General features: G+C 73.2%; 21 protein-coding genes. 10 read left to right on the forward strand and 11 right to left on the reverse strand.

Annotated elements, in window-relative coordinates; genetic code table 11:
• Positions 1–69: 69 nt before the first annotated feature.
• The 3 genes from IF22_RS0130450 to IF22_RS0130460 form a co-directional block, all read right to left on the reverse strand.
• Positions 70–843, reverse strand: coding sequence for a hypothetical protein (locus IF22_RS0130450; protein ID WP_030337790.1), 774 nt, complete (start codon positions 841–843; stop codon positions 70–72).
• A gap of 152 nt (positions 844–995) precedes the next feature.
• Entirely contained in the window at positions 996–2102 is a 1107-nt protein-coding gene (locus IF22_RS0130455; RefSeq protein WP_030337791.1) for an SPFH domain-containing protein, read from the reverse strand.
• 4 nt (positions 2103–2106) lie between these two features.
• Entirely contained in the window at positions 2107–2580 is a 474-nt protein-coding gene (locus tag IF22_RS0130460) for an NfeD family protein (protein ID WP_030337792.1), read from the reverse strand.
• A gap of 108 nt (positions 2581–2688) precedes the next feature.
• On the opposite strand from IF22_RS0130460, the gene IF22_RS0130465 reads away from it, so the two are divergent.
• On the forward strand, positions 2689–3990 hold the full coding sequence (locus IF22_RS0130465; RefSeq protein WP_030337793.1) for a serine hydrolase domain-containing protein: 1302 nt from the start codon (positions 2689–2691) through the stop codon (positions 3988–3990).
• A gap of 89 nt (positions 3991–4079) precedes the next feature.
• Here IF22_RS0130465 and IF22_RS0130470 read toward each other — a convergent pair whose 3' ends face one another.
• Positions 4080–4892 carry a DUF3097 domain-containing protein gene (locus IF22_RS0130470; protein ID WP_030337794.1) on the reverse strand — a complete coding sequence of 271 codons (813 nt, stop codon included), beginning with the start codon at positions 4890–4892 and terminating at the stop codon, positions 4080–4082.
• 341 nt (positions 4893–5233) lie between these two features.
• Here IF22_RS0130470 and IF22_RS0130475 point away from each other — a divergent pair, with 341 nt between their 5' ends.
• Together IF22_RS0130475 and IF22_RS0130480 are read left to right on the forward strand one after the other, a co-directional pair.
• Positions 5234–5809: a TetR/AcrR family transcriptional regulator gene (locus tag IF22_RS0130475; protein WP_030337795.1), complete on the forward strand. Its 576-nt coding sequence runs from the start codon at positions 5234–5236 to the stop codon at positions 5807–5809.
• A gap of 128 nt (positions 5810–5937) precedes the next feature.
• Entirely contained in the window at positions 5938–6732 is a 795-nt protein-coding gene (locus IF22_RS0130480) for a hypothetical protein (RefSeq protein ID WP_030337796.1), read from the forward strand.
• A gap of 203 nt (positions 6733–6935) precedes the next feature.
• Here IF22_RS0130480 and IF22_RS0130485 read toward each other — a convergent pair whose 3' ends face one another.
• The 4 genes from IF22_RS0130485 to fabG all read right to left on the reverse strand — a co-directional run bounded on the left by IF22_RS0130485 (position 6936) and on the right by fabG (position 10357).
• A complete protein-coding gene (locus IF22_RS0130485) occupies positions 6936–7715 on the reverse strand; it encodes an HAD-IIA family hydrolase (protein ID WP_030337797.1) in 780 nt (259 codons plus the stop codon).
• Between the two features lie 15 nt (positions 7716–7730).
• The gene (locus tag IF22_RS0130490; protein WP_030337798.1) at positions 7731–8759 is read right to left on the reverse strand and encodes a ferrochelatase; all 1029 of its coding nucleotides are present in this window, start codon (positions 8757–8759) and stop codon (positions 7731–7733) included.
• Positions 8760–8858: 99 nt separating this feature from the next.
• Positions 8859–9626: an enoyl-ACP reductase FabI gene (fabI, locus tag IF22_RS0130495; RefSeq protein WP_030337799.1), complete on the reverse strand. Its 768-nt coding sequence runs from the start codon at positions 9624–9626 to the stop codon at positions 8859–8861.
• Between the two features lie 26 nt (positions 9627–9652).
• Positions 9653–10357: a 3-oxoacyl-ACP reductase FabG gene (gene fabG, locus IF22_RS0130500; RefSeq protein ID WP_030337800.1), complete on the reverse strand. Its 705-nt coding sequence runs from the start codon at positions 10355–10357 to the stop codon at positions 9653–9655.
• A 155-nt stretch (positions 10358–10512) separates the two neighbouring features.
• On the opposite strand from fabG, the gene IF22_RS0130505 reads away from it, so the two are divergent.
• From IF22_RS0130505 to IF22_RS0130520, 4 genes are all read left to right on the forward strand, one after another.
• Positions 10513–11748 (forward strand): sensor histidine kinase, encoded by a 1236-nt coding sequence (locus IF22_RS0130505; RefSeq protein WP_156058005.1) that lies wholly within the window; start codon positions 10513–10515, stop codon positions 11746–11748.
• Positions 11745–12407: a response regulator gene (locus IF22_RS0130510; protein ID WP_030337802.1), complete on the forward strand. Its 663-nt coding sequence runs from the start codon at positions 11745–11747 to the stop codon at positions 12405–12407. Before IF22_RS0130505 ends, IF22_RS0130510 begins: the two co-directional genes overlap by 4 nt.
• Before the next feature lie 99 nt (positions 12408–12506).
• Positions 12507–13412 (forward strand): alpha/beta hydrolase, encoded by a 906-nt coding sequence (locus IF22_RS0130515; RefSeq protein ID WP_051708880.1) that lies wholly within the window; start codon positions 12507–12509, stop codon positions 13410–13412.
• Complete coding sequence (locus tag IF22_RS0130520) at positions 13409–14677, forward strand: acyltransferase family protein (RefSeq protein ID WP_051708881.1); 1269 nt, start codon at positions 13409–13411, stop codon at positions 14675–14677. The genes IF22_RS0130515 and IF22_RS0130520 overlap by 4 nt, the downstream gene beginning before the upstream one ends.
• A 418-nt stretch (positions 14678–15095) precedes the next feature.
• Here IF22_RS0130520 and IF22_RS0130530 read toward each other — a convergent pair whose 3' ends face one another.
• The 3 genes from IF22_RS0130530 to IF22_RS0130540 are packed head-to-tail and all read right to left on the reverse strand — an operon-like array spanning position 15096 to position 18120.
• Positions 15096–16046, reverse strand: a complete 951-nt coding sequence (locus IF22_RS0130530; RefSeq protein ID WP_030337805.1) for a VWA domain-containing protein — start codon at positions 16044–16046, stop codon at positions 15096–15098.
• On the reverse strand, positions 16043–17044 hold the full coding sequence (locus tag IF22_RS0130535) for a DUF58 domain-containing protein (protein ID WP_030337806.1): 1002 nt from the start codon (positions 17042–17044) through the stop codon (positions 16043–16045). Before IF22_RS0130535 ends, IF22_RS0130530 begins: the two co-directional genes overlap by 4 nt.
• On the reverse strand, positions 17023–18120 hold the full coding sequence (locus IF22_RS0130540; RefSeq protein WP_030337807.1) for an AAA family ATPase: 1098 nt from the start codon (positions 18118–18120) through the stop codon (positions 17023–17025). The genes IF22_RS0130535 and IF22_RS0130540 overlap by 22 nt, the downstream gene beginning before the upstream one ends.
• A gap of 241 nt (positions 18121–18361) precedes the next feature.
• Here IF22_RS0130540 and IF22_RS0130545 point away from each other — a divergent pair, with 241 nt between their 5' ends.
• The 3 genes from IF22_RS0130545 to IF22_RS0130555 all read left to right on the forward strand — a co-directional run bounded on the left by IF22_RS0130545 (position 18362) and on the right by IF22_RS0130555 (position 21043).
• A complete protein-coding gene (locus IF22_RS0130545) occupies positions 18362–18592 on the forward strand; it encodes a hypothetical protein (RefSeq protein WP_030337808.1) in 231 nt (76 codons plus the stop codon).
• A 299-nt stretch (positions 18593–18891) separates the two neighbouring features.
• Entirely contained in the window at positions 18892–19407 is a 516-nt protein-coding gene (locus tag IF22_RS0130550) for a PH domain-containing protein (RefSeq protein ID WP_051708882.1), read from the forward strand.
• Positions 19408–19450: 43 nt separating this feature from the next.
• Complete coding sequence (locus IF22_RS0130555) at positions 19451–21043, forward strand: PH domain-containing protein (RefSeq protein WP_245233780.1); 1593 nt, start codon at positions 19451–19453, stop codon at positions 21041–21043.
• Positions 21044–21100: the final 57 nt, after the last annotated feature.

The following is a 21100-nucleotide window of genomic DNA, read 5'->3' on the forward strand; positions in this document are numbered from 1 at the left end:
TCACGGAATCGCCCGTCAACCTCATGATCACCGGAGCTGGCCGAGGTCCGGGGTGGGGCTGGCCGGGGGTTAGGGGTTGGGGTTGGGGGTGCTGAGGCTGGCGGAGGCGGCGTCTCTGGCGGTTTCGCGGGGCATCAGGCGGCCGGAGCGGTAGCCGATGCCGATGCCGGCGATCAGCACGAAGATCGCGCCGAAGGTCTGGAGCGACCCGATCAGTGCCCCGCCGAGGCCGAGCAGCGGCGCGGCGATGATCAGCATGACGCCGTCGCCGAGGCTGAAGGTGCCCGAGCGGGCCACCGCCCACCCGGTGAGGAACCAGCCCGCGCTGTAGAACGTCGCGCCGAGCAGGACCAGCGACCGCGCGGTGGTGCCGAAGACCGGTGTCTGCTCTTCGAACCCGGCGAACGGCAGCATGAGCACGGTGCCGGCGATGCTGACCAGCAGCCCGGCGGCGGCCACCCGGCGGCTGCGGGTCGCGGCCAGCAGCCCGGTGAGCGCCAGCAGCGCGAGCAGGCCGAGCCAGACCGCGGCGACCCAACCGATGAGGTACACCGCCTGGCCGTCGGCCGGATAGGGGTCGTTGCCCACCCCTCCGTCGCTGGCCATCGCCACCGCGCCGTAGAGGATGGCGTACGCGGGCAGCAGCCAGACGGCCGCCCGGGCGAACCGACGCACTGACCAGGCCCAACTGGCGTTCGTGGCGGGGGCGCCCGGGGTCGGCTCGCCGACGAAGGGCAGTACGCCGAACCCGCCGCCGCTGCGCCGGGAGCCCAGCGGGGCGACCGGGTCGTGCGCGCCGGGCACCGGGGCCGAGGACCACATCCGATTCGCCGGATCCTTCATGCGTCACCTCGCTCGTCGTCGAGCGGTGCACCGACGCGCCGGGGCGCCCCGATTGCCTGGTCACCACCCGTCCTAGGACCGATGGTGGCAGGCGTCGGAGCGCCCCATGAGTCTTTCTCGCATTTAGCCGGCCGGGTGGCCGGTGTCCTGCGTCAGCCGCGCTCGCGCTGGTCGGCCGGGTCCTCGGTCAGGCTGGCCGGCGACACCGGTTCCGGGGCGGGCAGCCCCTGCGGCTTGTTGCCGCCGGTGGCCTGCGCCTCGGCGACGCGTACCTCGTCGTGGATCTGCTGGGCGGCGGCCGCCGCGGCCTGCGCCGCCTCCGCGGCCTCGCGCTCCACCTGGCTCGCGTGGTCCGCGGCCTCCGGTGCGGGCAGATCCCCCACCATCTGGCTCAGCCCACCGAGCGCGCCACCCATGCCCTCCAGGGCCTTGGTCAGCTCGGCCGGGACGATCCAGACCTTGTTGGCGCTGCCCTGGGCGATCTGCGGCAGGGCCTGCAGGTACTGGTAGGCGAGCACCTTCTGGCTCGGGTTCGCCTGGTGGATCGCGTCGAAGACCGTACGGATCGCCTTCGCCTGGCCCTCGGCCTGCAGGATCCGGGCCTGCCGGTCACCGTCGGCCCGCAGCACCGCCGACTGCTTCTCACCCTCGGCGGTGAGGATCTGCGACTGCTTGTGCCCCTCGGCGGTCAGGATCGCCGCGCGGCGGTCCCGCTCGGCGCGCATCTGCTTCTCCATCGAGTCGCGGATGCTGGCCGGCGGCTCGATCGCCTTGATCTCGACCCGGGTCACCTTGATGCCCCAGCGGCCGGTGGTCTCGTCCAGCACACCCGAGAGGTGCCGGTTGATCTCGTCCCGGCTGGTCAGCGCCCGCTCCAGATCGAGCGAACCGATCACGTTACGCAACGTGGTGACCGTCAACTGCTCGATGGCCTGGAGGAAGCTGGAGATCTCGTAGGTCGCCCGGACCGAGTCGACCACCTTGAAGTAGAGGACAGTGTCGATCGAGACCACCAGGTTGTCCGAGGTGATCACCGGTTGCGGCGGGAAGCTGACCACCTGCTCCCGCATGTCGACCTTGGTACGCACCGCGTCGATGAACGGCACCAGCAGATTGAGGCCGGGGCTGAGGGTGCGCTTGTACTTGCCGAGCCGTTCCACCACATCCTGGCGCTGCTGCGGCACGATCCGCACCGCCTTGGCCAGCGTAATCACGGCGATCAACGCCACCGCGATGATCAGCACACCGATGACCGTCATCCGTTCACCCTCTCGCTTCCGGCAGCTCGCCGACGGAAGAAACATCGTCCTGCCACACCAGGGCTGTCGCGCCCCGGACCTTTATCACCCGAACCCGTTGACCGGGCTCGAAAGTCTGCGTCGTGTCATACGGTCGGGCCGTCCACAGTTCCCCGTCGATCTTGACCAGGCCGTGCTCGGCGTCCACCCGTTCCAGCACCAGCGCCGTGGAGCCCTCGATCGCCTCCACGCCGAACGGCTGCTCGCCGCTCTCCAGCGCGGAGCGGCTGTGCCGCCGGATGACCGGTCGAACCACCAGCAGGCTCAATGCCGACACCACCGCGAAGACCAGTGCCTGCACGGCGACCGGCGCCCCCAGGGCGGACGCACCGGCAGCGGCGAACGCACCGGCTCCGAACATGATCAGAAATAGCGTCGTCGTGAAAATCTCGGCGACCGCCAGCACCACACCCAAAACGATCCACACCACGGCGTCCACACCGCAAGGGTGACACGTTAATGCACGAGCAGCCCACCCGTGATCATCAGTAGGCTCGGCGAAACGATCGCCGCCCACCGAATCCACCGGCCGAACGAGGAGATCCCCGTGACTCTGCTGCCCGCGACCGCCCGACAGATCGACACCCAGGTGGCCCAGGCGCAGATCGACGGTCGTACCCCGTCACTGGTGCTGGGCGTGGTCCGCGACGGCGCGCTGGTCCACCTGGCCACCGCCGGCGAGCACCCCCGCCCGGACGCCGATCTGCAGTACCGGGTGGGCTCGATCAGCAAGACGATGACCGCCACCTTGATCATGCAGTTGCGTGATGCCGGCCAGCTGTCCCTCGACGACCCGCTGGAACGGCACCTGCCGGGCACCGCGGTGGGCGCGCTCACACTGCGTCAGCTGCTCGGGCACGCCAGCGGCATGCAACGCGAACCCGAGGGCGACTGGTGGGAGCGGAGCGCGGGCACCGACCTGGCCGGGCTGCTCGACGGGCTGAACGCCGACAAGATCGCCTATCCGCCGCACACCGCCTACCACTACTCCAACCTGGCGTACGGGCTCCTCGGCGGCCTGCTCGAACGGCTCACCGGAACGCGGTGGGCCGACCTGCTCGACGAACGGGTGTTCGGCCCGCTGGGAATGCGCCGCACCACCTACACGGCCACCGAGCCGTACGCCCGCGGCTACGTCGTCCACCCCTGGCACGGCACGTTGCGCGAGGAACCCCGTACCGACACCGGCGCGATGGCCCCCGCCGGGCAGCTCTGGTCGACGATCGAGGACCTGGGCCGCTGGGCCGCCTTCCTGGCCGACCCCGACCCGTCGGTGCTGGCCGCCGGGACGCTCACCGAGATGTGCGCGCCCGTGGTGATCAACGATCTCGACTCCTGGACCGGTGGGCACGGGCTGGGGCTGGAGCTCTACCGCGACGGCGAGCGGGTGTACGTCGGGCACGGCGGCTCGATGCCCGGGTACGTGGCCAGCCTCGTGGTACACCGACCCACCCGTACCGCCGTTGTCGGCTTCGCCAACTCGTACGGCTTCCCGATCACCGAACTCGGTCGCCGGGTGCTGACCAGCGTGCTGGACGCCGAGCCGGCGCTCCCGCAGCCGTGGCGGCCGGCCGCCGCCGCGCCCGGTGCCGACCTGGCCGAGCTGAGCGGCCGCTGGTGGTGGATGGGCCTTCCGCTGGATCTGCGCTGGGACGCGGGTGACCTGGTGGCCCATGTCCGTGGTGAGCGGGTGAGCCGGTTCACCGCCGAGGGGCCGGACCGCTGGCGGGGACGCTCCGGCCCGGAGAACGGCGAGATCCTGTCGGTGCTGCGCGACGACAACGGGCGGGCGACGGCTGTCGACATCGCCACCTTCGTCTTCACCCGCAGCCCGGACGAAGCCCCCTGAGCCAGCCGCCGACAGGGCCGGGCGGCGGCGGAGCCGGGCGGCGGCGGAGCCGGGCGGCGACAGGGCCGGCCGCCGGCGGGGCCGGGCGGTCAGGGGGTCTCGGTGACGAAGTCGATGAGGCGTTCCATGGCGTTGATCAGGGGCGTTTCCACGTCGGCGAAGCTGTTCACCCGGGACAGGATGTGCCGCCACATGTCGGCCGGCTCGGCCACCCCGAGGGCCGCGCAGACCCCTTCCTTCCACGGCCGCCCCGGCGGCACCACCGGCCACGCCGCGATGCCCAACGCCGCCGGCTTGACCGCCTGCCACACGTCCACATAGGGGTGGCCGGTCACCAGCACGTACGGCGAGTCGACCCGGGCCACGATCCGGCTCTCCTTGCTGCCAGGCACCAGGTGGTCGACGAGGACGCCGAGCCGTCGGGTCGGGCCGGGGCCGAAGTCGCGTACGTCGGCGTCGAGGGCGTCGATGCCGTCCAACGGCTCCACGACAACGCCCTCGATGCGCAGGTCGTCACCCCAGATCCGCTCGACCAGGGCGGCGTCGTGGATACCCTCCACCCAGATCCGGCTGGCCTTGGCCACCTGGGCGCGGACGTTGTCCACCGCCACCGAGCCGGACGCGGTCCGCCGCCGGGCGGCCGGCACCGGCGCGCGGGTGGGGCGGCGCAGCGTGACCGGGCGGCCGTCGAGCAGGAACGCCGCCGGCAGCAGCGGGAAGTTGCGCCGCTTGCCGTGCCGGTCCTCCAGCACCACGGCACCGGCCTCGAAGCCCACCACCGCTCCGCAGAACCCGGAGTCGGCGTCCTCCACCACGAGGTCCGGTTCGGCGTCCACCTCGGGGGTGACCTTCCGCCGTCGCCAGTCCCCCGCCAACACGTCCTCGCCGTATCGCCCCGCCATGTCGATCACGCTAACTCCCGCGCCATCACCCCGCCCTCCGACACACCGCCCCACCTCGTCCACCCGCCACCACCGCGGCGATCACACAGTGGATTCGAGGCGACCCAGGTCGCTGTCGACCGGTGCCGGCCAGACGGATTCCTCGCCTCCGCCGCGGCCGGTCACGGCCAGCAGGACGCCTGGCGTCCACCGGGGTTGGGCGCTGGCATTGCGCGCACGGTCGCTCCTGGGTGAGTTGGTGTTGGCCTGCCGTTCTGGCATGCTGCATATGTGGAACTTGGTTCCGCTAAAACATACGGAACGAGGTTCCGTTTTCCCCAAGGGATGTGACGGAGGCAACGGTGGCCAGCACCGGGACAGATCCCGCGCGCAAGCAGCGGGCGGATTCGCTGCGCAACCAGACGGCGCTCCTGGAGGCGGCCGCCGCCGCGTTCATCGCCTCCGGGGTCAACGCGCCGGTGCGCGACATCGCCGCCAGGGCCGGCGTCGGGGTCGGGACGATCTACCGCCACTTCCCGACCCGCGCCGACCTGATCGTCGCGGTGTACCGACACCAGGTCGAGGCCTGCGCCGAAGCCGGCCCCGTGCTCCTGGCGCAGAGCGCCACACCGCACGCCGCCCTGGCCAGTTGGATCCACCTCTTCGTCGACTTCCTGGTCACCAAGCACGGTCTGGCCGAGGCGATGCGGTCCGACGACGCCGCCTTCCAGACGCTGCACGCGTACTTCCTCGACCGGCTCGTCCCCGTCTGCGCCGACCTGCTCGCCGCCGCCAGCGCGGCGGGCGAGATCGTTCCCGACATGAACCCCCTGGTCCTGATGCAGGGCATCGGCAACCTCTGCATCGGCGCCGACAACCCCGCCTACGACGCGCGTCTCATGGTCGACGTGGTCATCGCCGGCCTACGGGTGCATTAGCGGCCGGAAAGACCCGCACCCCGGACCGTGCCGCACGCGGGATCGGGCGAAGGGGGCAGTTCGGGGCACGCAGGGCGGCCGGAGCGGCAGTCGAGACAGGGCCGGTCGTGACCACGTACCCTTTCGGCATGTCCACCCCCGCAACGGGCGCGGCCACACTCGCGCCGCGCCGGTCGAGCCGGTTCGTTGCCTGGGTGCGCGCGTGGCGCGCCGGGTTGGTGCCGTACGACGAGGTCGCCGACGCCATCGCCGGCGACGAGGAACATCTCGTTGCGGACGCCCCGGGCACCTGGACCGACGTCCCGCTGGGTTCCGCGCTGCCCACCCTGGCCAAGCTCTCCCCCGACGAGATCCGCCTGGTGCTGCCCGCACCCGGCGACCCCCGGGGTCTGCCCGGCCCCGGCGACTTCGCCGGCGCGGCGCTGGTAGCGGGTGAGGCGGTGGTCGCCGGCGGGCTCGGGTTGATCCCGGAGGTCCGCTCGCACACCTCCGGCTCCGGGGACTGTTTCGAAACGGTGCTGTGGCGGGTGTACCCGCTGCCGGCCAACGCGCCCGCCGCGTCGCTCTCGTTGCCCGGCGCCGCCGAGGCGGAGGCCGAACTGGCCGCCGCGCTGGCCGAGACGACCGCCGCGCTGACCCGCCTCGACGTCGCCCAGTGGCGGCCCGAGCTGGCAGGCGCGCTGGCCGCGTTGCGCCGCCCCGACGGCACCACCGACCTGCCACCAGGGTTCGACCCGAGGGCCCGCCGGCTCTTCGCCCGAGCCGCGGTGCTCGACCGGGTGCTCGCGCTGGCCGGGCACTCCGCGCCCGGCGGGGCGATCAACAACTATGAGGCGCAGCAGCGCGACGCCGCGCTGCGTCCGCTCACCGCCGCCTGCCGCCAGGCCCTGGTGGCCGCCTGCAACGCCCCCCTGCGCCCCTGACCGCCCCCTGACCGACGCGTTACCGCCCGGGACCGCCCGGGGACCGACGCGTTACTGCCCGGGACCGACGCGATACCCCTCATGATCATGCTCGAACATGGATGTAGTGGCCTCCGGCTCCGCCGGTGACCCCTACATCCTGGTTACAGCGCGATCATGGGGGCGGCGCGGCCCAGGAGCGGCGCAGCGCGGCCGCAGCGAGGTCAGACCTCGTCGAGGAGGTCTGCGACCGAGTTGATGATCCGGGAGGGGCGGTACGGGTAGCGCTCGGCCTCGGTGCGGCTGCTGATCCCGGTGAGCACCAGGATGGTCTCCAACCCGGCCTCCAGACCACACAGGATGTCGGTGTCCATCCGGTCACCGATCATCGCGGTGCTCTCCGAGTGCGCGTTGATGGTGTTGAGCGCCGAGCGCATCATCATCGGGTTGGGCTTGCCGACGAAGTACGGCTCCACCCCGGTCGCCTTGGAGATCATGGCGGCGACCGAGCCGGCGGCGGGCAGCGCGCCCTCCACGGACGGGCCGGTCACATCCGGGTTCGTGCAGATGAACCGGGCGCCGTCGTTGATCAGACGGACGGCCTTGGTGATCGCCTCGAAGCTGTAGGTGCGGGTCTCGCCGAGCACCACGTAGTCGGGGGCGAAGTCGGTCAGCACGTAGCCGACGGCGTGCAGGGCTGTGGTCAGCCCGGCCTCACCGATGACGTACGCGGTGCCACCCGGCCGCTGGTCGGCGAGGAACTGGCCGGTGGCCAGGGCCGAGGACCAGATCGACTCCTCCGGCACGTCCAGCCCCATCCGGCTGAGCCGGGCCGTCAGGTCGCGCGGGGTGTAGATCGAGTTGTTGGTCAGCACCAGGAACGGCTTGCCGGAGGCGCGCAACCGGTTGATGAACTCGGGCGCGCCGGGCACCGGCTGGCCCTCGTGCACCAGCACGCCGTCCATGTCGGTCAGCCAACTCTGCACGGGCTTACGGTCATGCATGATGATCCTCAGAGGTCAGGGACGACGGGTCGGCACGCAACAGACGGTGGGGCAGGTGTCCCACATCGGCAGCTCGCCCAGGCGGCGGCGCAACTGCGCGCCGTCCGGGTCGGTCCGCTCGGTGACCAGCTCACGCACCATGGTCACGAAGCGCGGGTCGGTGCCCGGCGTGGCGGCCCGGACGAAGTCCAGGCCGAGCTGCTTCGCCGTCTCCAGCGCTTCGGTGTCCAGGTCCCACACGACCTCCAGGTGATCGGAGACGAACCCGATCGGGCTGACCACCACGCCGGTGGTGCCGCCCTGCGCGAGGGTGGCCAGGTGGTCGTTGACGTCCGGTTCCAGCCATGGCACCTGCGGCGGGCCGGAGCGGCTCTGCCAGACCAGGTCGTATTCCAGGTCGGGGGCGGCGGCCGCGGCGACGAGCCGGGCGGTCTCGTGCAGCTGCGCCTCGTACCGGCCGCCGTGCGGGCCGGCGTTGGCCGCCATCGAGCTGGGGATGGAGTGGGCGGTGAAGACCAGTCGGGTGGTGTCCCGCTTTGCCGGGTCGAGCTGGCCCAGGGCGGCCCGGACGGCGTCGACGTGCGGCTCGACGAAACCGGGGTGGTCCCAGAACTGGCGCAGCTTCTCGATCACCGGGGCGTCCGGGCCGACGGCGGCACGGGCGGCGGCGATGTCCTCCTGGTATTGCCGGCAGGACGAGTAGCCGCCGTACGCGCTGGTGACGAAGGCCAGCGCCCGGGTCACCCCGTCGTCGCGCATCCGGCTCACGGTGTCGGCGAGCATCGGGTCCCAGTTGCGGTTGCCCCAGTAGATGGGCAGGTCGACACCGTGCGCGGCGAAGTCGGCGCGGACGGCGGCCAGCAGGTCCCGACACTGCTGGTTGATCGGGGACACTCCACCGAAGTGCTGGTAGTGCTCGGCGACCTCGGCCAGCCGCTCGGGCGGCACACCTCGACCCCGGGTCACGTTCTGCAGGAACGGCATCACGTCCTCGGGCCGTTCCGGCCCGCCGAAGGACACCAGGACCACCGCGTCGTACGACATGGGGTCATTCTTGCCCCTCGGCCGGGACGCCCCGGCGACGCCCCCTGATCCGGATGCGTGGATCACGCGTCCGGACCTCGGCGGCGTCGCCGGAGAGCGTCAGGCGCCGATGGCGTGGTAGCCGCCGTCGACGTGGACGATCTCGCCGGTGGTGGCCGGGAACCAGTCGGAGAGCAGCGCCAGGCAGGCCCGCGCGGCGGGCTCCTGGTCGGTGAGGCTCCAGCCCAGCGGGGCCCGTTCGGTCCAGGCCTCCTCGAACTGGTCGAAGCCGGGGATCGACTTCGCGGCGATGGTGCGCAGCGGCCCGGCGGCCACCAGGTTGCTGCGGATGCCCTGCTTGCCCAGGTGCAGCGCCAGGTAGCGGGACGCCGACTCCAGGCCGGCCTTGGCCACGCCCATCCAGTCGTAGACCGGCCACGCCTTCGTCGCGTCGAAGGTCAGGCCGACCACCGCGCCACCGGGCGACATCAGCGGCAGCGCCGCCATCGCGAGGGACTTGTACGAGAAGGTGGAGACGTGCAGGGCGGTCGCCACGTCCTCCCAGGGCGCGTCGAGGAAGCCGCCGCCGAGGCAGCTCTGCGGGGCGAAGCCGATCGAGTGCACGACACCGTCGAGGCCGTCGACGTGCTCGCGTACCCGGTCGGCGAGGCCGGCCAGGTGCTCGGTGTTGGTGACGTCCACCTCGATCACCGGCGCCGGCTCGGGCAGCCGCTTCGCGATCCGCTCGACCAGGGAGAGCCGGCCGTAGCCGGTGAGCACGACCTGCGCGCCGTTCTCCTGAGCGAGCTTCGCCACCGAGAAGGCGATCGAGGCGTCGGTGATGACACCGGTGACGAGCAGTCGCTTACCGGCGAGCAGTCCGGACATGCAGATTTCCTCCGTAGTCAAAAGGGTTAGTGGCCCATTCCGAGGCCGCCGTCGACCGGGATGACGGCACCGGAGACGTACCCGGCGCTGTCGGAGGCCAGCCAGGTGACAACGGCCGCGACCTCGTCCGGGCTGGCCATCCGGCCGGCCGGGATGGAGTTGAGGATCTCCGCCTTGCGGTCGTCGGAGAGGCCGGCGGTCATGTCCGTGTCGATGAAGCCGGGCGCCACCACGTTCGCGGTGATGTTGCGGCTGCCCAGCTCCCGGGTGATCGAGCGGGCGACGCCGACGAGGCCGGCCTTGCTGGCGGCGTAGTTGACCTGCCCGGCACCGCCGGCGAGGCCGACCACCGAGGAGATGAAGATCATGCGGCCCCACTTGGCGCGGAGCATCTTGCCGGAGGCCCGCTTGGCGACCCGGAACGCGCCGGTGAGGTTGGTGTCCACCACATCGGTGAACTGCTCCTCGGACATCCGCAGCAGCAGCGTGTCGGCGGTCATGCCGGCGTTGGCGACCAGCACCTCGACCGGCCCCAGCTCGGCCTCGACGGCGGCGAACGCGGCGTCGATCGAGGCGGCGTCGGTGACGTCGGCGCGGACGCCGAACAGCCCGTCGGGTGCCTCGCCGCTGCGGTGGGTGACCGCCACCCGGTCGCCCTGCTTGGCGAAGGCCTGCGCGATGGCCAGGCCGATTCCCCGGTTGCCCCCGGTCACCAGCACGGTACGGGCCACTGTTCCCCCTTGCGAATGGTCAGCACAGACGCGCGAAAGCCTAGGCGTTACCGACAGGTAAGCGCTAACGGGAGTCGCGTCACACTGGGGTACGACACCGGGATCAACCCCTGGTGGCACGCCTCGTGACGGTCTCGGCCCGTAGCCTCCGGGTGGTGAACCGGCATCCGATCGCCGTGGCCCTGCGGGCCCTGCGGCAGACCGTGCTGGGCCCGGACGCACCGGTCGAACGGCCGCTGCTGGCCCGGTGGCCCGGGCCGGCCCGCTACGCCGCCCCGGTCGGCCTGCTGGCCGCTCTCGGCCTCTTCCTGATCACGCTGACCGTGGAGAGCGAGTGGGGCCTGCCGATACTGGTCGCGCTGCTGTTCGCGGCGATGACCGTGGCGCCGCTGCTGGCGCTGCCCCGGCGTCCGCTGCTGGCCTGGCGGCTGACGGTGCTGGCCCTGCTGATCTGCACGTTCAACGCGCCGGCCGACCAGGCCTGGCCGTGGACCCCGCCGCTGGCGCTCGGGTCGATCGTGGTGGTGGCGGTGGTCGTCACGCGGGTCGACCGGCCGGTGCTGGGCTGGGTGGTGGCGATCACGACGGTGCCGGTGCTCACCCTGGTCGAGCCCGAGAACCGGGTCGCTGTCCTGCTGCTGCTCGGGGCGTTGGCGATCGTCGGTGACCTGATCCGACGCAACCGGCTGTCCCGGCGGGCGCTGGCCGCGCAGACCGAGCTGAGCGAGCGGGAGCAGGAACGCCGCGGGGTGCTGGAGGAGCGCACCCGGATCGCCCGGGAGCTGCACGACGTGGTGGCCCACCACATGTCGCTGATCGCGGTGCAGGCGGAGACCGCCCCGTACCGGCTGACCGACGTGCCGGCGCCGGCAGCCGCGGAGTTCGTCGCCATCGCCGCGTCGGCCCGCGACGCGCTCACCGACATGCGGCGACTGCTGGGGGTGCTGCGCAGCGAGACGACCGGGCCGCAGACCGCGCCGCAGCCGGACCTGACCGACCTGGGCGCGATGGTGGACGCCGCCCGCCGGGCCGGGCTGTCGGTCACGCTGGACGCCGAGCAGGTGGACGACGACCGGGTGCCCGCGCCGGTCGGGCTGGCCGCGTACCGCATCGTGCAGGAGGGCCTGGCCAACGCGGCCCGCCACGCGGCCGGCGCCGCGGTGCGGGTCACCGTCCGCGCCGGTGCGTCCGGCCTGGGGGTACGGGTGGAGAACGCGCCACCCGCCACGGCGGGCTCCCGGCCTGGCGAGGCGGGCTCCGGGCACGGGCTGACCGGCATGCGGGAACGGGCCACCTCGCTGGGCGGTACGTTCACCGCCGGGCCGCTGCCCGACGGGGGTTACGCGGTGGCGGCCGAGTTGCCGTACGACGCGGAGGGTGGGGACCGATGATCCGGGTGCTGATCGCCGACGACCAGGCGATGGTCCGGCAGGGCTTCGGCGCGCTGCTCGCCGCCCAACCGGATCTGCTGGTGGTGGGTGACGCCGCCGACGGGGCGCAGGCCGTGGCCGCCGCCCGCCACCTCGACCCGGACGTGGTGCTGATGGACGTGCGGATGCCGGTGATGGACGGGCTGGAGGCCACCCGCACGCTGCTCGGTGACCGGTCGGCGCAGCGTCCCCGGGTGCTCATCCTCACCACGTTCGACCTGGACGACTACGTGTACGAGGCGCTGCGCGCCGGGGCCAGCGGTTTCCTGCTCAAGGACGCCCCGGCGGCCGACCTGGTGCAGGCGGTGCGGGTGGTGGCGGCCGGGGACGCGCTGCTCGCCCCCGCTGTCACCCGCCGGCTGATCGCCGAGTTCGCGGCCCGCCCGGACCGCCGCCGCCCCCGTCCCACCGACCTGGCCGGGCTCACTCCACGAGAGACCGAGGTGCTGCGGTTGATCGCCCGGGGCCGCAACAACGCGGAGATCGCGGGTGACCTGGTGGTGGCCGAGCAGACAGTGAAGACGCACGTCGGGCGGATCCTGGCCAAGCTGGGGCTGCGCGACCGGGCCCAGGCCGTGGTGCTGGCGTACGAGACGGGTCTGGTGGCCGCCGGCGAGTAGCCCCGTGGAGCCAGCCCGGGAACGGCTCCGCGGCACGACGACCGGGTCCCGCCCCTGGGCGCACTCTCCCTCCGGACGACATTCCGGAGGGAGAACGTGATGCGACGACGAGGTGCCAGCCGGTTGGCGGTGGCCGCGCTGCTCGGCGTGAACCTGGTCCTGCCGACCCCGGCCAGGCCGGCCACGGCGGCGGGGTTCGTCGAGGCGTACCCGCAGATGGCGGCGGCGATGCGCGCGGCCGGCCCCCCGTACGCGGACTGGGCGGCCGACGGACGCCGGTTCCTGCTGTTCGACACGCGCGGTGACGGCCGCGCGGTCGAGGTGCTCGGCGACCTCGCCACCGCCGACCGGATCGCGGTGCTGGTGCCCGGGGTCGGCAGCACGCTCGCCGACTTCGACAGGGGGTTGGGTGGGGTGGCCCGGCGGGCGCCCGCCGTGCAGGCCGGGCAGGTGTACCGGGAGCTGCGGGCGACCGACCCGGCGGCGCGGGTCGCGGTGCTGGCCTGGCTGGGCTACGACCCGCCCGACGGGGTGCTGACCGCCGCCGGTGGGGTCAGCGCCCGGCGCGGCGCGGCCGGGCTGGCCCGGCTGCTGCGGGAGCTGGCCGGGCGGCGTCCGGGCGCGACGATCACGCTGGTCGGGCACAGCTACGGGGCGTTGGTGGTGGCACTGGCGGCGGCGCACGCCCCGCCCCAGGTCACCGACGTGGTCAGCCTCGGTGGGGTGGGCGCTGGCGTGCAGCGCGCCGACGACCTGCCCGGCGGGCGGCGGTTCTGGGCCGCCGAGGCGCCGACGGACTGGATCCGACGGGTCCCGCCGCTGCGGCTGCCCGGGTTGGGCTTCGGTCGGCGACCCGGCGACCCGGCGTTCGGCGCCCGACCCCTGCCGGTGGGCGGGGTGGCGGGGCACGACGGCTATCTCGCGCCGGGCAGCGCCGCGCTGGTCGCGGTGGCGGCGGTCGTGCTGGGCGGCGTCGACGCCGACCGGACCGGGGACGCCCGGTGAGCCGGGATCGGGCCGTCGACGCGCTGCGGGCGTACGCCATCGGCGGGGTGGTGCTGGGGCACTGGCTGGTCACCGGCCTGGTGCTGACCGGCGACGGCGGGCTGCACCAGGCCAGTCCGCTGACCGCCCTGCCCGGCCTGGCCCCGCTGACCTGGGTGTTGCAGACGCTCGGGTTGTTCTTCTTCACCGCCGGGTTCGGCTCGGCCCGGTCGCTGGCCCGGCACCCGGGCGGTACGGGCGGTTGGCTGGCCGGTCGGCTGCGTCGGCTGCTGCTGCCCACCGTGGCGCTGCTCGGGGTGGGTGCGGCCGTCCTGCTCGCCGCCACCGTCGTCGGCACCTCCGACGACACGCTCGCCGTCGCGCTGCGGCTCGCGGTCAGCCCGCTGTGGTTCCTGCTACCGCTGGTGATCCTGGTCGCGTCGACCGGCCCGCTGCGCGCCGCCGTACGCCGCTGGGGTGTGCTGCGCTGCGCGACACCGGCGGTGGCCGTGGTGGCCGCGGCCGACCTGGCCGTCCGTCTGGTGCCGGCCGCCGGCGACCTGCCCCCGGTCACCGTGCTGGCGGCCTGGTCGGTGCCGTACCTGCTGGGGGTGGCGCACGCCGACGGGTGGCTGCGGAGCCGGCGGGCCGGTGGCACGGCGGCGGCCGGTGGGGCGCTCGCGCTGGCGACGCTGCTGGCGCTCGGCTACCCGGTGAGCGCGGTGGGGGTGCCCGGGGCCGGGGTGTCCAACCTGAACCCGCCGTCGCTGCTGGTCGTGGCGCTGGCGGTCACCCAGGTCGGGTTGGGGTTGCTGGCCCGGCCGGCGCTGCGACGGCTGCTGGCCCGGCCACTGCCGGGTCGGGCGGTGACCGAAGTGAACCGGTTCGCGGTCCGGATCTATCTGTGGCACCAGCCGGTCCTGGTGGCGGTGACAGCGCTCACCGCCCGTGGCGGGCTCGCCCTGCCCGGTCTGCACACCGTCCCGGACGACTCGGGGTGGGTGCTGGCCCGCTGCTGCTGGCTGCCGCTGCTCGCCGGGGTGCTGGTCACTGTCGTGCGGGTGGGCCAGCCGGGGTCGCCGCGCCGCCGAGGTGTCCGGGCTGGTGATCAGCGGCGTCGCCGACCGGGCGGTGGAGGGGTCGCCGGCCGGTCGGCCGAGTGCGTTCGGCCGGCACCGCAGGTGTACGATCATCGACGTTCCGGCCCGCCCGACTTGCAGGAGGTGATCGCTGTGCGAGATAGCGATCCTCCCAGTCGTGGCCGGGCCGATGGTCAGTCCCGCTGAGCCGCGACTCAGTCTGGTGAGCTGACCCCGCTCCGCTCCCCACCACGTCGGCACCTGCCGAGGTGAGTGTGCCGCGCCGCCCGAACCCGGGCGGTCGCCGGGAGCCGCCCGGTCACGACTTCGTGTGCGCGTCCCTACCCCCTGCGGTCCGCCCCCGCACGCGGACCGTCCAGCCGCCACCCGGAGCCGTCCATGAGCCGCTACGTCGCCCCGCTGGGCTTCACCCTCGCCGCCGTCTGGGTGGCCATCGTCTTCGTCCTCGCCGGCGGCGGCCACTGAGCTGGTCGTCCTCCCCGGCGGCGGCCACTGAGCTGGTCGTCCTCCCCGGCGGCGGCCACTGAGCTGGTCGTCGTCACGGCGACGGCCACCGGGTTGGTGCCGACCGGCGGCGGTGGGTGACCGCCGCCGGTCCCACCGCTCAGAGCATCCGCGACGACCACAGCAGGCTGAGCGCACCGGCGCAGAGGGCAAGCAGCAGCGCCACCCCGGCGTACCACTGGGTCACCTCACGCGGCTCGGTGCGGAACCCGATCGAGCTGCCCATGTCCTGATAGACCTGCTTCAGCTCGCTCACCGAGGCCGCCTCGTAGAAGTAACCCTCGGTGGTCTCGGCGAGTTCGGCGAGGGCCAACCGGTCCACCGGCACCCGCTGCAACTGCCCGCCGATGTCGACCTGGCCGGTGTCCGTGCCGAAGGCGATCGTGGAAACCGGGACGTTGGCGGCCTGCGCGGCGGCCGCCGCCTCCTCCACCGCCCGACCGGAGGTGCGGAAGCCGTCCGAGAGCAGCACGATCCGCGCCGGTGGGATACCCGCCGCGCCGTCGGCGGGCACCGACCGGATCGCCTCCAGGCAGGTGAACACCGCCTCCCCGGTCGCTGTCGCCTCGGCCAGCACCAGCCCGTCGATGGCGCTGGTCACCGCGTCGCGATCCTTGCCCGGCGGCACCAGCACGTTGGCCGCCTTGGCGAACGACACGAGGCCCAGGTTGTAGCTCTCCGGCAGCTCACTGACGAACTGCTTGGCGGCCTCCTGGGCCGCCTCCAGCCGGTTCGGTGACACGTCGTCGGCCTGCATCGACAACGACACGTCGATGGCGAGCATCACGGTGGCCCGCTCCAGCGGCTCCTTGGTGTCGACAGCGGGCCGGGCCAGTGCGGTGGCCAACACCAGCAGGCAGAGCAGGAACGCGGTCGCCGGGACGTGCCGACGCCAGCCCAGGCCCTTCGGCGCCACCGTCCGCAACAGGTCCACATTGGTGAACCGCATCGCGTACGCCCGGCGGTGCAGCTGCCGCCAGACGTAGAACGCGGCGAGGGCGAACACCGGCAGCACGGCCAGCAGCCACCACGGTTGCAGAAAACGGATCATCGTGTCGTCCCCCGGGTGCGTGCGTGCCGTTGCGCGGCCACGAATCGCACCATGTCCAGCAGCCAGTCTCGGTCGGTACGCAGACGCAGGTGGGCCGCACCGGCGCCGCGCAGGGCGGCGGCGATGGTGGCCCGTTGGGCGGTGGCGGCGTCGGCGTAGCGCTGCCGCAGCCGTGGGTCGGCGGTCTGCACCTCGTGCAGTTCGCCGCTCTCCGGGTCGACCACCGGCAACACGCCCACGTCGGGCAGTTCCAGCTCACGCGGGTCGACCACCTCGATCGCCAGTACGTCGTGCCGGACGCGCAGCTTACGCATCGGCCGGGCCCACTGCTCGGCCGGAGCGAGGAAGTCCGAGACGACCACTGCCACCCCACGGCGGCGGGGCGGACGGTTGAGCATCTCGATCAGCGCGCCCAGATCACCACGACCGGGCTGGATGGCGGTGCCGGCGACGGCACGCAGCAGACCCTGCGCCTCCTTGCGCCCGGAGCGGGCCGGCAGCCGGGTGAGCAACCCGGGCCCCGGCGGCGGTGGTCTGCCCCGCCAGCGTCGGGCCGGCGCGGACACCCCGCCGCCGGTGCCGATCACGGCGCCGATCCGGTTACCGCCGCGCACGGTCAGGTGGGTGATGGCAGCGGCGGCGGCCACCACGACCTCCCGCTTGAGCCACTGCCCGGTGCCGAAGTCGAGGCTGGCGGAGAGGTCCAGCGCGAGCCAGGTCTCCAGTTCCCGGTCGGCGACCGTACGCCGCACGTGCGGTGTGGTCGTGCGTGCCGTGACCGGCCAGTCCATCCGACGCACGTCGTCGCCGGGGCGGTACTCCCGGGACTCCCCCGCCTCACTGCCCGGTCCGGGCAGCAGGCCGGCGTAGTCGCCCTGGAGCAGACCGTCGAGCTTGCGGGTGACGAGCAGCTGAAGCCGGGACAGCACGGCCTCGCTACGGTCGCCGAGGGGGGCCGGACGAGGGGTGGGTGAGGTCACGGCCGCTGCCCGGGCCAACCAGCGCCCGGCGGCGGCGCGATCGAGGGCGGGGTGGCCTGCTGCCGGGGCGCGACAGCGGGAAGCGGGATCGTCGACATCACCCGTTGCACGATGTGGTCGGCGGGCACGTCGTCGGCGAGCGCGTCGTAGCTGAGCACCAACCGGTGCCGCAGGATGTCCGGCGCGATGTCCTGCACGTCCTGCGGCAGCGCGTAGTCCCGCCCGCGCAGCAGCGCCAGGGCGCGGGTCGCCCGGACCAGACCCAGCGAGGCGCGCGGGCTGGCACCGTACTGGATCAGTTGCGCGACGTCGGGCATGCCGTGCTCGGCCGGGGCGCGGGTGGCCAGGACCAACCGGACCGCGTAGTCGACCAGGGCGTTGTGGACGAAGACCTGGTCCGCCTTGCGTTGCAGGGCGATCAGGTCCGGTGTGTCGAACACCGCGGTCGGCTCGGGCGCGGCCACGCCCATCCGGTAGACGATCTCCCGTTCCTCAGCGTCTGTCGGGTAGCCCACCACGATCTTCATGAGGAACCGGTCCCGTTGCGCCTCCGGCAGCGGATAGACGCCCTCCTGCTCGATCGGGTTCTGGGTGGCCATCACCAGGAACGGGTCGGGCACCCGGTGGCTCTCGCCGCCGATGGACACCTGCCGCTCGCTCATCACCTCCAGCAGCGCGGACTGCACCTTGGCCGGCGCCCGGTTGATCTCGTCGGCGAGCAGGAAGTTGACGAAGACCGGCCCCAGCTCGACGTCGAACTTCTCGCTCGACTGCCGGTAGATCCGGGTGCCCATGATGTCGGCGGGCACCAGGTCCGGCGTGAACTGCACCCGGGCGAAGGACCCACCGACGACCTTGGCGAGGGTTTCCACCGCCAGGGTCTTGGCCACCCCGGGCACGCCTTCGAGCAGGCAGTGACCACGGGAGAGCAGCGCGACGAACATCCGCTCCACCATCCGGTCCTGCCCGACGATCACACGTTTGATCTCGAACAGCGCCTTTTCCAGCAGGGTGGCGTCCTGCGCGGGTGTGGTCACCGGCGCAGGTGCCGCGCCGTTCGGCGTCGGGGCGTCGGGCATGGTCGGCTGGGCCACCGGTCCTCCACAGCGTTTGTCGGTCGTCGCGGCTTGTGCGGTATCAAGACTCGCACGCCTTGCTGAGTGCCGAGGTGGGGAGAAGCCGATTTTGGCCGCGCCGTCACCAGCAGCCGAATTGCGTATCGCGGGTGTGCACAGACCGGCCCGCCGCGTGTACGATTCACCCCGTCGCCGGGCGGCTCCCCCCGTGGTCGCCCGGCGCTCAACCTCTCCGTCCCGCCGCCCTACACTGGCCGGGATGAGCATTCCCTCCCCCGCCGACGAAGCCCTGGTCTGTTCGGCCCGGGGCTGCCGGTCGGCCGCCGTCTGGGTGCTGGAGTGGAACAATCCCCGTCTGCACGACCCCGATCGGCGCAAGACCTGGTTGGCCTGCGACGAGCACCGGGGCAGCCTCGGTGACTTCCTGGACGCCCGAGGCTTCCTGCGTGCCGTCACTCCGGTGCCCGGATCGCCTACGCTCGACCTGTGAGCGGCGACCCTCCGGCTTCCCCCGGCCCCACTTCTCCGTCCTGGCCGCCCACCCCGGCCGCCACCCCTCCCGGCGTCGATCCGCCGCCCGGCGCGTTCCCGGCACCGGGCACGCTCGGCCCCGAGCCCGCCGCGCCGGACGTCTCGACGCCCGCCCCACTGCCACCGGGCGCGCTGCCACCCGGTCACCGGCCGACACCCGGCGCCGACCACCGCGCACCCGAACTGCCACCCCCCGGTCTCCTGCCGGCCGACCCCGGCGCGTCCGGGGCTCACCCGTCCGACCCCGGCGCGTCCGGGGTGCTGCTGACGGCCGCGCCGGGTGGTCGGGGGCCGCTGGAGCCCTGGCCGGACACCGTCAACTGGCAGCCGATCTCCACCGACCTGATCTGGGTGGAGCTGATCCGGCTGGCGGTCGTGGTCGCCATCGGGCTGGCGGTGACGGCGGTCGGCTGGGCCCTCAGCGGCCACTGGCTGTTCGGGCTCGCCGTCGCCGTGGTGCTGGTGCTCGGCGCGTGGCGGGCCGTCGCGATCGTCCGCGCCGTCCGGGCCTGGGGGTACGCAGAGCGGGAGAACGACCTGTTGGTCCGGCACGGGCTGCTGGTCCGCCGGCTCTCCATCGTGCCGTACTCGCGGATGCAGTTCGTCGACGTGAGCGCCGGGCCGTTGGAGCGCGCCTTCGAGCTGGCCACCGTGCAGTTGCACACCGCGGCTGCGGCCAGCGACGCCCGGGTGCCCGGGCTGCGGCCGGCGGAGGCGTCCCGGCTGCGCGACCGGCTCACCGCGCTCGGCGAGGACCGGGCGGAGGGGCTGTGAACACCCGCGCGGGCAACCGCCGAACGCGTCGAGGGCCGCGCCGATGAGCGACGGACCCGCCGAGCCGAGCACCGTGCCACCCACCGGCCCGACGCCCCCGGGACCGGTGGTGCCCACCGGCACGGCACCCGAGGGCCCGCCGTTCGCTGAGAGACCCGGCGGCGCGCCGTTCGCTGACACACCTGGTGGCGCGCCGTTCGCTGGCGGACCCGGTGGCCCGCCGTTCGCCGGTGCGACGTCGTCCGGGCCGGTGCCGCCGGGGGTGCCCGCGCCGTGGTCGGCACCACCGGGCGGCGGCGTCGGCGAGCCCCGGCAGCGGCTGCATCCGCTCAGCCCGGTGCTGCACGGCGCCAAGTCCCTGGTCGTGGTGATCGCCGGGTTGTCCTGGTCGACGCTGTCCCGGGTGGGCTTCGGCTGGTTCGCCGTCACGGTGGCGGTGCTGGCGCTCGGCGCGACGGTGCTGTCGGTGATCAGCTGGTACAACACCGGCTACCACGTCGTGGGCCGGGAGCTTCGGGTGTACGAAGGGCTGCTCTGGCGGCGTACCCGGGCCATCCCGTTGGAACGGTTGCAGGCCGTGGAGGTGGTCCGGCCCCTGCTCGCGCAGCTCACCGGCCTGGCCGAGCTGCGTCTGGAGGTGGTCGGCGGCGGCAAGACCGAGGCGCCACTGGCGTACCTCGGGGTGGCCGACGCGACAGTGCTGCGCGAGCGCCTGCTGGCGCTGGCCGGGCGGGTGGCGCAGCCGCCCACGCCCGGCGACGCGGCGACCCCGGTCACCCCGGGTGCGCCGGCGCCGCCGCCGGCCGCGCCGGGCCGGCCACTGCACGCGGTACGCAACCAGAACCTGCTGATCAGCCAACTGCTCACCCCGCAGGCGTTCCTGCTCCCGTTCGGTGTGGCGTTCGTCGTGGTGCAGTTCCTCACCGCCGGCTCATGGTCGTTCGTCGCGGTAGCGAGCACCCTGACCGCGATGGCGGGTGTCCTGCTGCAACCGATCCGCCGGGTGCTCGACGACTGGAACTTCCGGCTGGCCCGCGACCGCGGCACGCTGCGGGTGCACAACGGCCTGCTGGAGACGCGCGCGCAGACCGTGCCGCTGGAGCGGGTGCAGACCGTGCGGGCCACCTGGCCGCTGCTGTGGCGGGTGAAGGGCTGGCTGCGGCTGCGGCTGGAGGTGGCCGGTTACTCCGTCGCGGAGGCCGACGACCGCAACCGGCCCGACCGGCTGCTGCCGGTCGGCGACCTGCCGACGGCGACGATGATCGTCGCCGAGGTGCTTCCCGGGGTACGCCTCGACGCGCTCCCGTTGAGCCCACCACCACCGCGAACCCGTTGGCTGCACCCGCTGGGCCGTACCGCGTTCGGCGCGGGCCTGTTCGAGCGGGTGTTCGCCACCCGGTCCGGGCTGCTCACCCGACAACTGGTGATCGTGCCGTACGCCCGGATCCAGAGCGTGCGGGTGGTCCAGGGGCCCATCCAACGCCGTCTGGGCCTGGCCTCCGTCCACGCGGACACCGCTGGCGGCTCCGGTGCCACCGCACAGGACCGCGACCTGGCCGAGGCCTGGGCCCTGGCCGCCGACCTGACCACCAGAGCCCACCAAGCCCGCACCCACCCCCACCCCTCACCTCGTTGATCATGAGGTTATTGCCCGACAGGCCGTGCTGGAGGGCAACAACTTCATGATCAACCG

It is taken from the genome of Micromonospora parva, assembly GCF_000718515.1.
Taxonomy (GTDB): domain Bacteria; phylum Actinomycetota; class Actinomycetes; order Mycobacteriales; family Micromonosporaceae; genus Micromonospora; species Micromonospora parva.

Coding starts and splice junctions, on each gene's coding strand:
- IF22_RS0130450 (WP_030337790.1), bottom strand. CDS start 843: ATGAAGGATCCGGCGAATCGGATGTGGTCCTCGGCCCCGGTGCCCGGC.
- IF22_RS0130455 (WP_030337791.1), bottom strand. CDS start 2,102: ATGACGGTCATCGGTGTGCTGATCATCGCGGTGGCGTTGATCGCCGTG.
- IF22_RS0130470 (WP_030337794.1), bottom strand. CDS start 4,892: ATGGCGGGGCGATACGGCGAGGACGTGTTGGCGGGGGACTGGCGACGG.
- IF22_RS0130480 (WP_030337796.1), top strand. CDS start 5,938: ATGTCCACCCCCGCAACGGGCGCGGCCACACTCGCGCCGCGCCGGTCG.
- IF22_RS0130485 (WP_030337797.1), bottom strand. CDS start 7,715: ATGCATGACCGTAAGCCCGTGCAGAGTTGGCTGACCGACATGGACGGC.
- IF22_RS0130490 (WP_030337798.1), bottom strand. CDS start 8,759: ATGTCGTACGACGCGGTGGTCCTGGTGTCCTTCGGCGGGCCGGAACGG.
- fabI (WP_030337799.1), bottom strand. CDS start 9,626: ATGTCCGGACTGCTCGCCGGTAAGCGACTGCTCGTCACCGGTGTCATC.
- IF22_RS0130510 (WP_030337802.1), top strand. CDS start 11,745: ATGATCCGGGTGCTGATCGCCGACGACCAGGCGATGGTCCGGCAGGGC.
- IF22_RS0130515 (WP_051708880.1), top strand. CDS start 12,507: ATGCGACGACGAGGTGCCAGCCGGTTGGCGGTGGCCGCGCTGCTCGGC.
- IF22_RS0130530 (WP_030337805.1), bottom strand. CDS start 16,046: ATGATCCGTTTTCTGCAACCGTGGTGGCTGCTGGCCGTGCTGCCGGTG.
- IF22_RS0130545 (WP_030337808.1), top strand. CDS start 18,362: ATGAGCATTCCCTCCCCCGCCGACGAAGCCCTGGTCTGTTCGGCCCGG.
- IF22_RS0130555 (WP_245233780.1), top strand. CDS start 19,451: ATGAGCGACGGACCCGCCGAGCCGAGCACCGTGCCACCCACCGGCCCG.